Below are 11,987 nucleotides of genomic sequence, written 5' to 3' on the forward strand. Positions count from 1 at the left end.
CTAGTTGATCGGCAGTCAGATTAAGTTCTGACATGGTGGCATTGATAATATCAAATAGCCGTTGCCGTGTTTTTTGTGGATCAATATTTTTAGGGGCGGCGTATTCTTGTATAACTATTTTATCTTTATAGCGATCAATAGCAACATTATATTCGGGTAAATCTGCATCATAAAGTCGATAACATTCAAGTTGTTCTTGAGCTGCCCATTTTTCCAGTTTTTGTTTATTTTTGCGTAACCGATTTGCAAAGTCGGCAGCCGGCACCGTTGGGTTCGTGATAGGTTGTTGAGCATCACGCTTAGCAATGGCATAATTTTTTTGTATACAGTCGAGAGGGCCATTTTTGGCTTTAAATTGTCTATCTGCTCGCATTTGTAAACAATCTAATAGTTGCGGTGCACCACTAAATAGTGATAATCGCCAACCACCAAAGTGTTGTTTAATTTGTCGACCGAGAGCAGTATGTAAAGCAATAAGTGCGGGCTCGCTTTCTAGCCGCTCGCCATAAGGTGGATTACTGATAATCATACCTGTTGTTTGCATTGGTAATGGATTAGTAAGTTGTGTTACATCTTGTAAAGCAAAGGTAATTAAATCGCCCACACCGGCTTGGATAGCATTTTGTTTGGCTCGCTCAAGTACGGTAGGATTATTATCGTAACCAATAAAAGGAATATTGGGTTTACAGGCATTATGTTTTGCTGAAAATAATAACTCATTCCATAGCGTTGGATTAAATCCTTTCCATGCAAAAAATCCCCATTGTTTGCGTTGTAATCCTGGTGGGATTTTTGACGCCATCATAGCGGTTTCAATCAGTAGCGTGCCTGAGCCACACATGGGGTCAAGCAATGGTTCATCACTCAGCCAACCTGAACGCATAATAATGGCGGCAGCAAGGGTTTCTTTTAATGGTGCTTGCCCTGTTTGCTGACGATAACCACGTTCATGTAAGCTATTGCCACTTAAATCTAAAGATAAGGTGACTCGGTTCTTATTTAAATACGCATGAAGTCGAATATCTGGATCTTGTTTAGCAACATTGGGGCGTTCGTTAGTATGGCGTAAAAAGTGATCAACAATAGCATCTTTGATCTTAAGTGCGCCATATTGACTATTGCGAATAAATTCATTAACGCCAACAAAGTTGATCACAAAAGCGTTATCGACCGCAAAAATATCTGTCCATTTAATATTAAATACACAAGAATAGAGATCTAAATCACTATAAATATCAAATTCAGCTATTGGCAACAAAATGCGTGAGGCTAAACGAGACCATAATAATGATTGATATAATGTTTTTTCATCAGCATCAAAATAAACTCCACCTTGGGTAATTTTACAGTTGGGTGAACCTATTTGTTCTAACTCTTTTTTTAATAACTCTTCAAGCCCGCGAGATGTGCTGGCAAATAGCGTTTTCATGTATAATCCACTTTACAATAAAATTGAAGGTATTATACCGACTAATTACAATAGTGGGAAATAAAGGCAACGCTTATATCTATTTTTTGTTAATCAAAATTTATTAGCTTTTGACAAAAGCGTTTAAACAAAAGGGTAAGTTATATATTTTGATTATGATTTTTTGTAGAATTAAATGCAAATTAGTTTTCATTGTCATAATAATTTTATATAAAAATATTATAAATTTAAAAGTTAAATAAAAATCTTAATATTAATTAACGATTATTATGGAAAGTAATCTAATTTTTGTTTATTACTGATGCGTAAAGTGAGAGCGGTAATCGCGATGATTAATGCAGAGCGGATCATTTGTTGATAACGATTTTGATACATAGATGACTTTAAACCATCTACAATTCCCGCCACTTTTTCATGATCTTGCTTGCGATCCCAATTAGTCGGTAAAACCATATCATGTAATAAGCTAATCGGCCCTAGGATTTCATCATCAAGATAAGTATATTTTTTTTCATCGTTGTCTAATTCATCTAAAATGGCCATGAGTAGCTCAATATCTTCAAACTCTTCGCATGTAATAATACCTAGCACATATAACAGTTTTAAACAAACTGAGGTGTCATTCAATGGTCCATTTTTACCCATTAACGAGGGGATAACAAATTTTATTGCGTGAGGTTCTTTCCGAAAGACTTTAAGAATTAATGTGTTGACATTATCATTGATTAATTTTATGGCAACAGTGAGCAAGCTGTGAATATCAGCTTGCTGGTTGAGTTTTTCTAATATCGTATCTTCTTGTAATATCGATTCTGGCATTAGGTGTTATGTAAATTGACGATTTTGCATTGTAGTATAAATTTCTTCAATTTGCTTAACAATAGAATTGTTAACATCAATCCCAGCGATTTGACAAAAAGCGTGTTTAACACCTTTTTCAGTAATGAGTTTTGCCAGTTCAACTGCTTGCTCATCATCACTATTACGATAGTTGAGAGCGGCTGCGATACCGATTAGTAAGTTAGTATTTTTAACTTGATACTCAAAAGTACCGAGTAATGGCTTAATTAAACGATCGCCAGCGCCTAATTTACGCATTGGCTGACGTCCAACACGTGAAGTATCATCATGTAAATACGGGTTTTCAAAGCGGTTTAAGATTTTTTCGATATAAGCCATGTGTTTTTGTTCATCAAAATTGTAACGTTTGATAAGGACTAAGCCGCTTTCTTCCATGGCTCCACGAACAATTAAACGAATTTTTTCGTTTAAAATTGCATCGCGAATGGTGCCAAAACCATAATAGAAACCTAAATAAGCCGTAATTGCATGACCCGTATTTAAGGTAAATAGTTTTCGTTCAACAAAAGCCATTAAATTGTCAACCGGTTGCATACCTGTAATGGTTGGAATCGGCCCCACAAACTGCGTTTCATCAACAATCCATTCTGAAAAAGTCTCTACAGTGACTTCTAAAATATCACCTGTTTTTGATGTTGCAGGTGGTACAATGCGATCCACCGCTGAATCGACAAAACCGATATGGGCATTTGTCCATTGATGAAGCTCTTTTGGTAGTGATTTGAAGATTTCTTGTTTAAATTGGCTAGTACCACGAACCATATTTTCACAAGCAATAATATTCAGTGGCTTGGTGTTGCCTTGTTGATGTCTTGCCATAATTCCTTGCGCAACACTTGAAGCAATGCGCGCTAAAATTTGCGGACCCACGGCGGTGGTGATTAAATCAACTTTGGTAATATAATCGATCACTTCACTTGAGGTGCTGTTAATTCCATCGACATTTTTGACTATTTCAGTGGTGGATTGTTCGCCAACAACATTGACTGGGTACTCACGGCGCTTAGCGATTGCAGTGATGATTTGTTCATTAATATCGGCAAATGTGACCTGTATACCAGCATCTGATAGTAATTTTCCAATAAAACCTCGCCCAATGTTACCTGCGCCAAAATGTAATGCTTGCATTATAATAATCCTTAATTAAATTTAATTTTAAAAGTGGTAATGGTTTCCCACTTGTTAAGTGGGAACGATAATTGTGGTATTAACTTAAAATAGCAAGTACCTCTTCAATACTTGTTGTGTTAACCAGTTTGGTAATAATGGCTTGATCATCAAGAGCATTAGTGAGTTTTGCAATGACATCAAGGTGTTCATTATTACGTGCAGCAATACCTATTACTATTTTCGCTTTGTCGTTGTCTTCTTCGCCAAATTGAACACCAGCTGGATATTGGCAAAATACGATGCCGGTTTTAATAACGTCATTTTTTGATTCAATAGTACCATGTGGAACAGCTATCGATTCTCCTAAATAAGTAGACGTTAATTTTTCACGTGCTAACATTGCGTCAATATAGGCTGGTGTAACATAACCATTATCGACCAATTTTTGCCCGGCAAAACGAATGGCTTCTTCTTTGTTTTTAGCGGTTAGCCCTAAAAAAATATTTTGTTCTGATAATTTAAATAGAGGTGCATTATCAGTGGATGGGTTGCTGCTAGGTATCGTTTCACTTGCTAAACTACTCGCTTGAGAACTTAAAAGATCCGCAACCAGTTGGCTATATAATTGACTGTCTAAAAAGTTAGTTAATGATATGTGATGTGCGTTTGGTGCATGTTGTTTGGCTTGATCGGTTAAGTCTTTATGCGTGATAACTATGTCAACATCATTAGGAAGGTTATTGATTGCTAAATTAGTGACCAAAATATCGAGATCGGCATCTTGTACTTTTTTGCGTAACACACCTGCTCCCATAGCACTAGAGCCCATTCCTGCATCACAAGCCACAATGATTTTTTTCACTTTAGCTAAGTCAAGTATTCCATTTGTAATACCTTTTGATTCGTTTTTCATTGCAGAAACATTCGATTTAGCATCTTCAAGACTTTTGTCTGTCTCTTTGGTTGTTTTTAATAAAATCGCAGAAACAATAAAAGTAACCGTAGTTGCAGCAATGACAGAAAAAATTACGCCAAGCATAGATGATTTTGGTGTGACAGCAAGAACGGCGATAATTGATCCGGGTGATGCAGGTGAGCTTAACCCCGCTCCAAATAATGTTAAAGTAAATACGCCTGTCATTCCACCTAAAATAACCGCAATAATAAGACGTGGATTCATTAATACATAGGGGAAGTAAATTTCATGGATCCCGCCAAAGAAGTGAATGATTGCGGCGCCACTGGCTGAACTTTTTGCTGATCCTTTACCAAAAAACATATAAGCGAGTAGTAAACCTAAGCCAGGGCCAGGGTTGGCTTCGATTAAAAAGAAAATAGATTGAGAATGTTCAGCCGCTTGTTGAATACCTAATGGTGAGAATATACCGTGGTTAATGGCATTATTTAAGAAAAGGATCTTAGCGGGTTCAATAATGATCGACGTTAAAGGTAATAAATTATGCTCAACTAAGAAATTAACGGCAATAGTTAATTTACCAGATGCAATAACGACAGCAGGACCAATTGCGAAAAAAGCAAGCAACGCAAGTAGCATACCGATAATACCCGCTGAGAAATTATTGACTAACATTTCAAAACCGCTTTTGATTTTACCGTCTACACTTTTATCAAATTGCTTTATTACCCAGCCAGCAAGAGGGCCGACGATCATAGCTCCTAAGAACATGGGAATATCTGAACCAACAATGACTCCCATTGTTGTGATTGCACCAACCACTGCACCTCGTTCACCGTGAACTAATTTACCACCAGTATAACCAATCAATAGTGGTAATAGGTAGGTAATCATCGGTCCAACTAGCTTGGCAATAGTTTCATTGGGGTACCAGCCTGTTGGAATAAAAATCGCAGTAATAAATCCCCAAGCAATAAACGCACCGATATTTGGCATTACCATATTACTTAAGAAACGCCCAAAGTTTTGAACTTTCAATTTGATATTTGAGGTTGTCATAATATTCATCTTTCCTTATTGATTGGTATAATCATTATGCAGTTATTGTAGAGGGATTTCGTTATTCGATTCATCAAAAAAAATTGATAAATGTGATGAATATCACATTGCTAATGCTATTCCATTTTTTATTTTTGTGATTAAGATCACATTTACTTGGTATAAAAAGCACAGTTTTAAGTCCAATAGACTAAAACGCATGTTTTCCTGAGAATTTTTTATAAAATAAGTGATCTTTGCCAAACTTGTTAACAAAGTCTTGCACCATGATAAAAAATCACTGAAAAACTTATTACATTAAACATTTTAGTGTTCGTTGATGTTATGTGAGAACTTTAGTTTTGATGACGATATCAAAACCATACCGTCAGTCCTCACATTTAATGTATTGGAATTTACTCCACGGTAACCGATTTAGCTAAATTTCTTGGTTGATCAACGTCGGTACCTTTAATTAATGCAACATGATAAGCGAGTAGTTGTGTGGGAACAGTGTAATAGATTGGTGCGGTAAGTTCTTCAATATGGGGTAGATTGATGATGTGCATGGTGTCATCACTGACAAAACCCGCATCTTGCTCGGCAAAGACATACAGTTGACCGCCACGCGCTCGTACTTCTTCGATATTGGATTTTAGTTTTTCTAGCATTTCGTTGGTGGGTGCCATCACAATCACTGGCATATCCGCATCAATTAATGCAAGAGGGCCATGTTTGAGTTCACCTGCAGCATAAGCTTCGGCGTGGATGTAAGAGATTTCTTTGAGTTTTAACGAAGCTTCCATAGCAATTGGATATTCATCGCCCCTCCCTAAGAATAACGCATGATGTTTATCAACAAATTGCTCTGCTAATTTTTTAATTTGTGGTTCAGACATAAGCACTTGTTCAATGCGGTTTGGCAAGGTTTGTAAGGAGTGGACAATTGCTTGCTCGGTGCTTTGTGCCATATTATTTAAACGTCCTAATTTTGCAACTAGTAGCAATAAAACCGTTAATTGTGTGGTAAAGGCTTTAGTTGATGCAACACCAATTTCAACCCCTGCTTTGGTTAATAAAACGAAATCGGCTTCACGCACGAGTGTGGATGCCGCTACATTACAGATGGCAAGGGTGCTTAAGTAATGGTTTTCTTTAGCCAACCGTAAGGCTGCGAGTGTATCTGCGGTTTCGCCTGATTGTGAAAGAGCAATAAATAGACTGTTTTTGCGACGGGCTGGGTTGCGGTAACGAAATTCTGAGGCAATTTCGACATCGCAAGGAATTCCTGCTAAGGCTTCAAACCAGTAGCGTGCTACCATACCAGCATTATAAGCGGTGCCACAGGCAACGATTTGCACATGCTCAACCTGCTTTAGTATGTTTTTTGCATTATCGCCTAGTTCTGATAAATCCACTTTACCATGCGCCATACGACCTTCAAGGGTATTTTTAATCGCATTAGGTTGTTCGTAGATCTCTTTTTGCATATAGTGACTATAGCCTGCTTTGTTACCCGCATCATATTTTGCATCAGATTCTATACGTGGCCTTGTTACTTCATGATGATTCTTGTCTAAGATTGTCACTGTGCGGTGTGTGATAAGTGCGGTATCACCTTCTTCCAAATAGATAAATTGGCGGGTGACGGGTAATAGCGCTAATTGATCTGATGCGATAAAGTTTTCGCCTACGCCACAACCAATAACTAAAGGACTGCCAGAGCGCGTTGCAACTAATATATCTGGGTTGCGCGTGTCCATAATGACTGTGCCATAAGCGCCTCGTAGTTGCGGGATAGCTTTTTGCACGGCGTCAAATAAGGAACAATCTTCGGTTGATATAATGTCATGAATTAAGTGGGCAATAACCTCGGTATCGGTTTCTGAACGGAATTGGTAGCCTTTGGCGATCAACTTTTCACGCAATGGCTCAAAATTTTCAATAATTCCATTATGCACGACAGCAATAAAGCCAGATACATGTGGGTGGGCGTTATGTTCAACTGGTTCACCATGGGTTGCCCATCGAGTATGCGCAATTCCGGTAGCTCCTTGTAGTGGATGTTTTGCAATGGCATCTTTTAGTGCTTGCACTTTGCCAACACGGCGAACGCGTTGCAGTTCGCAGTCTGATGAAATAATTGCCAGTCCTGCTGAGTCATAACCACGATATTCTAATCGTTTTAGACCTTCTAATAATATTTCAGCAACATCACGTTTGGCGATAGCTCCCACGATTCCACACATAGTTTATTCCTCGTTAGTTAACTTTGTAGGTCGTTTCCAACCAGCAAGTTGTTTTTGTTTAACTCGACTTACAACCAATTCGTTATCATTTACATTATTGGTAACGGTTGTGCCTGCTGCAATAGTTGCACCTTTACCCACTTTTACCGGTGCAATCAATTGTGTGTCAGAACCGACAAACACATCATCTTCAATAATAGTTCTAAATTTATTGGCGCCATCATAATTACAAGTGATAGTGCCTGCACCAATGTTGACATTACTGCCGATTTCGCTGTCCCCAAGGTAGCTTAAGTGCCCAGCTTTGGTGGCTTTGCCCAAATGCGCTTTTTTTAATTCAACAAAATTGCCGACATGGACTTGTTCGTCAAGTTGTGAGCCAGGTCGTAGGCGAGCAAAGGGTCCGATAGTACACTGTTTAGCGATAGTTGAATCTTCAATAATGCTATACGGGCTGATGTTTGAGTTATCATCAATCGTGCAATTTTTTAAGATACAGCCCGCACCAATAAATACGTTATTACCTAGTGTGACATTGCCTTCAATAATTACATTACAATCAATAGTGACATCTTTACCGTGCGAGAGTGTGCCTCGTAAGTCAAAGCGATTTGGATCAAGCAGTGTCACACCAGCGAGTAATAAGTGTTGAGCTTGCTGATGTTGATATCGTCGTTCTAACGTTGCCAATTGCAGGCGATTATTGACGCCTTCAACTTCAAATGGTTGTGTTGGGTGTGAGGTTAATATGTCATAACCATCTTGGTGTGCAAAAGCAATAATGTCGGTTAAGTAAAACTCTTGTTGCGCATTATTGTTGGTTAAACGAGATAACCAATTTTTCAATAATTTACCAGTAACGAGCATGATACCGGTGTTAATTTCATTGATTTTTTGTTGCTCAGGAGTAGCATCTTTTTGTTCCACAATGGCAACGACTTTGCCATTGTGACGTTCAATGCGTCCATATCCAGTTGGGTTATCGAGTATTACCGTCAATAACGCGATGCCTTGTTTTGGTTTGCTAGCAATTAAAGTTTGTAGCGTTTGAACTGATATAAGAGGTGTGTCACCATATAAAATTAAGATATCTTCATCATCTTGAATATAAGGGATAGCTTGTTGAACAGCATGGCCAGTACCGAGTTGTTCAGCTTGGTAAACCAGCTGCACATGTTGATCCTTGAGCGTTTCTTCAAGTTGTTCTTTGCCATGGCCATAAACAATATTGATGCGATTAGTATTAAGTTGTTGAACTGTATCAATAACATGTTGTAACATCGGCTTAGCGCCGATTTTATGTAAAACTTTAGGTAGGTTGGAATACATCCGTGTGCCTTTTCCTGCCGCCAAAATAATTGCACTCAGTTTTGGAGGTGAAATTGCCATAATCAGTTCCGGTCTGGTTAAATTAGCCTAATACTATAATCAAAGTTTTTAATGAAATCATCCCCAATCTTTTAATTTTTATCATAAAAAAAGTAATGTTGATATTTACCAATGAGTTTAACAAAAGAAGGAGGCAATGTTATGAATTCCGTGATGAAAGTTTTATTACTCTATACTACACATGAAAATCAGACATTTAAAATTATGCAACGCATAAAAACGCAACTTAATGGTAAATGTGATTGCGATGTTATTGAACTGCTACCCGATACTAACATCGATCTAAATCAATACCAAGCAGCTTTATTGGGTTGTTCGATTCGTTATGGGTTTTATAGCAAAGTGATGAAAGCGTTTATCGATAAGCATTATCAGCAATTAAATAATATGAAGTCTGGATTTTTTGGGGTAAATATGGTTGCGAGAAAACCCAATAAAAATACACCAGAAACAAATTTATATACCAAAAAGTTTTTAGCTAAAATAGCATGGAAACCAGCTTTTACTGCTGTTTTTGCTGGTGCGCTTTATTATCCACAATATAATTGGTTTGATCGCAATATGATCCGCTTTATTATGTGGTTAGGAAAAGGGGACACTGACGTAACAAAGCCGATGATTGAATATACTGATTGGACAAAGGTAGATGAGTTTGCCGAACAATTTTATACTTAAACACATAGTATTATGAAATACTCTTTATAAGTAAATCGATATTTTCTTAAAGTTATCAAGTGCTCAAGTTCTTTTAAATAAACTTTGTGATATAGATCAACATTTCTATTAAAAAGGTGTACAATACTGCGCCTATAGAATCTGTCTTCTAAGTGGAATTTTAATTGTGATTGAAAATTTAAGAAATATTGCCATTATTGCTCACGTTGACCATGGTAAAACGACTTTGGTTGATAAGTTATTAAAACAGTCAGGTACGTTAGATAATCTACGTGGTGACGATAACGAACGTATCATGGACTCTAATGCGCTTGAAAAAGAGCGTGGTATTACCATTTTAGCTAAAAATACCGCTATTGATTGGAATGGTTACCGAATTAATATCGTTGATACCCCAGGACATGCTGATTTTGGTGGTGAAGTGGAACGTGTTATGTCGATGGTTGATTCTGTGTTATTACTCGTTGATGCAATGGATGGACCAATGCCACAAACGCGTTTTGTAACGCAAAAAGCGTTTGCTTATGGTTTAAAACCGATTGTAGTTATCAATAAAGTCGATCGTCCAGGCGCACGCCCTGATTGGGTTGTTGATCAAGTGTTCGATCTGTTTGTTAATTTAGGGGCTACTGATGAACAGCTAGATTTTCCTATCGTTTATGCTTCAGCTTTAATGGGGATCGCCGGTTTAGATCATGAAAATATGGCTGAAGATATGACGCCATTATTTGAAGCGATTGTTAAATATGTTGAGCCTCCAAAAGTAGATTTAGACGGGCCATTCCAAATGCAAATTTCTCAACTTGATTATAATAATTATGTTGGTGTTATTGGTATTGGTCGTATTAAACGGGGTCGGGTTAAACCAAATCAACAAGTAACTATCGTTGATAGTGAAGGTAATAAACGAACTGGCAAAGTAGGGCAAGTTCTTGGCCATTTAGGACTACAACGTTATGAAGCTGAAGTTGCCGAAGCTGGCGATATTATTGCATTAACGGGCCTTGGTGAACTCGGTATCTCCGATACAATTTGTGATAATAGCTGCGTTGAAGTATTACCTGCGTTAACTGTTGATGAACCAACTGTAACTATGTTCTTTAATGTCAATAGCTCACCATTTGCGGGTAAAGAGGGTAAATATGTCACTTCTCGTCAAATTCTTGAGCGTTTAAATAAAGAGCTTGTCCATAATGTTGCACTTCGTGTTGAAGAAACGCCAGATCCCGATGCCTTTAGAGTCTCTGGTCGTGGTGAATTGCATTTGTCAGTACTGATCGAAAATATGCGCCGTGAAGGTTATGAGCTAGGGGTTTCTCGTCCTAAAGTTATCTTTAGAGAAATCGATGGTAAAAAACAAGAGCCATTCGAACAAGTTACGCTTGATATTGAAGAACAGCATCAAGGTTCTGTGATGGAAGCACTTGGTTTACGTAAAGGTGACCTAACAAACATGCTACCAGATGGTAAAGGTCGCGTACGTTTAGATTATGTCATTCCAAGCCGTGGTCTTATCGGTTTTAGAACTGAATTTATGACCATGACCTCAGGTACCGGTTTGCTTTATTCTACCTTTAGTCATTACGATGATGTTCGCCCAGGCGAAATTGGTCAACGTAATAATGGCGTAATGATTTCAAACGGTACAGGTAAAGCATTGGCTTATGCACTATATGGCTTGCAAGACCGTGGTAAATTATTCCTAGGTCATGGTGCCGAAGTTTATGAAGGTCAAATTATTGGTATTCATACTCGCTCAAACGATTTAACGGTTAACTGTCTAACCGGTAAAAAATTAACCAATATGCGAGCATCAGGTACCGATGAAGCAACAACACTTTCACCACCAATCAAAATGTCATTAGAACAAGCATTAGAGTTTATTGATGATGATGAATTAGTGGAAGTGACGCCATTATCTATCCGTTTACGTAAACGTCATTTAACCGAAAATGACCGTAAACGTGCGTTTAGAAGTGGTAATAAAGACTAATTAGTATTAATGCTATCGTAATACGAAAACCTCGCTATTTAGCGAGGTCAGATTGATGACAAACCTCGATATAATTCGGGGTTTATTTTTTTATTTAAACCATAAATAGGATTTTTAATTTGGATTTTATTAAATAAATTAAAAAATAGCCTAAAAAAACGTAACAAAAATAGCTTTATCGCTATTTTCTTGATATTTTGAGCCGTTGCGGCCAATAAACACTGCATTTGAACCTGCGCTCTTCCTCTAAATCGTGCATAGCGATGTCCGTGATGTTGTTTAGCATCAGCAAAGCTGCGCTCTATCGTTTCTTTTCGCCGAGCATAG

Annotated in this window: 9 protein-coding genes; 2 read left to right on the plus strand and 7 right to left on the minus strand. The window is 37.7% G+C overall.

Going from position 1 to position 11,987, the window contains the following annotated elements:
* The 6 genes from rlmKL to glmU form a co-directional block, all read right to left on the minus strand.
* A partial coding sequence (gene rlmKL / locus A9G40_RS04440) for a bifunctional 23S rRNA (guanine(2069)-N(7))-methyltransferase RlmK/23S rRNA (guanine(2445)-N(2))-methyltransferase RlmL (protein ID WP_065582073.1) occupies positions 1–1,429 on the minus strand: 1,429 nt, incomplete at its 3' end.
* Positions 1,430–1,696: 267 nt separating this feature from the next.
* Positions 1,697–2,248: an MltR family transcriptional regulator gene (locus A9G40_RS04445; RefSeq protein WP_065582074.1), complete on the minus strand. Its 552-nt coding sequence runs from the start codon at positions 2,246–2,248 to the stop codon at positions 1,697–1,699.
* 6 nt (positions 2,249–2,254) lie between these two features.
* Positions 2,255–3,418: a mannitol-1-phosphate 5-dehydrogenase gene (locus A9G40_RS04450; protein WP_065582075.1), complete on the minus strand. Its 1,164-nt coding sequence runs from the start codon at positions 3,416–3,418 to the stop codon at positions 2,255–2,257.
* A gap of 79 nt (positions 3,419–3,497) precedes the next feature.
* Complete coding sequence (locus tag A9G40_RS04455) at positions 3,498–5,375, minus strand: PTS mannitol transporter subunit IICBA (RefSeq protein WP_065582079.1); 1,878 nt, start codon at positions 5,373–5,375, stop codon at positions 3,498–3,500.
* Between the two features lie 395 nt (positions 5,376–5,770).
* Entirely contained in the window at positions 5,771–7,603 is a 1,833-nt protein-coding gene (gene glmS, locus A9G40_RS04460; protein ID WP_065582076.1) for a glutamine--fructose-6-phosphate transaminase (isomerizing), read from the minus strand.
* Positions 7,604–7,606: 3 nt separating this feature from the next.
* Entirely contained in the window at positions 7,607–8,992 is a 1,386-nt protein-coding gene (gene glmU / locus A9G40_RS04465; protein ID WP_065582077.1) for a bifunctional UDP-N-acetylglucosamine diphosphorylase/glucosamine-1-phosphate N-acetyltransferase GlmU, read from the minus strand.
* A gap of 141 nt (positions 8,993–9,133) precedes the next feature.
* Here glmU and hemG point away from each other — a divergent pair, with 141 nt between their 5' ends.
* Both hemG and typA read left to right on the plus strand, forming a co-directional pair.
* Positions 9,134–9,667 carry a menaquinone-dependent protoporphyrinogen IX dehydrogenase gene (gene hemG, locus A9G40_RS04470; RefSeq protein ID WP_218057938.1) on the plus strand — a complete coding sequence of 178 codons (534 nt, stop codon included), beginning with the start codon at positions 9,134–9,136 and terminating at the stop codon, positions 9,665–9,667.
* A 166-nt stretch (positions 9,668–9,833) separates the two neighbouring features.
* Positions 9,834–11,660 carry a ribosome-dependent GTPase TypA gene (gene typA / locus A9G40_RS04475; RefSeq protein ID WP_065582078.1) on the plus strand — a complete coding sequence of 609 codons (1,827 nt, stop codon included), beginning with the start codon at positions 9,834–9,836 and terminating at the stop codon, positions 11,658–11,660.
* 47 nt (positions 11,661–11,707) lie between these two features.
* On the opposite strand, the gene A9G40_RS15435 is transcribed toward typA, so the two are convergent.
* Positions 11,708–11,987, minus strand: a 280-nt coding sequence (locus A9G40_RS15435; RefSeq protein WP_255307292.1) for a transposase, incomplete at its 5' end; no start/stop codon positions are given.

The sequence above is a fragment of the Gilliamella sp. Nev3-1 genome, assembly GCF_001690435.1.
Classification (GTDB): domain Bacteria; phylum Pseudomonadota; class Gammaproteobacteria; order Enterobacterales; family Orbaceae; genus Gilliamella; species Gilliamella apicola_C.

Coding starts and splice junctions, on each gene's coding strand:
- glmU (WP_065582077.1), bottom strand. CDS start 8,992: ATGGCAATTTCACCTCCAAAACTGAGTGCAATTATTTTGGCGGCAGGA.
- A9G40_RS04445 (WP_065582074.1), bottom strand. CDS start 2,248: ATGCCAGAATCGATATTACAAGAAGATACGATATTAGAAAAACTCAAC.
- glmS (WP_065582076.1), bottom strand. CDS start 7,603: ATGTGTGGAATCGTGGGAGCTATCGCCAAACGTGATGTTGCTGAAATA.
- hemG (WP_218057938.1), top strand. CDS start 9,134: ATGAATTCCGTGATGAAAGTTTTATTACTCTATACTACACATGAAAAT.
- A9G40_RS04455 (WP_065582079.1), bottom strand. CDS start 5,375: ATGACAACCTCAAATATCAAATTGAAAGTTCAAAACTTTGGGCGTTTC.
- A9G40_RS04450 (WP_065582075.1), bottom strand. CDS start 3,418: ATGCAAGCATTACATTTTGGCGCAGGTAACATTGGGCGAGGTTTTATT.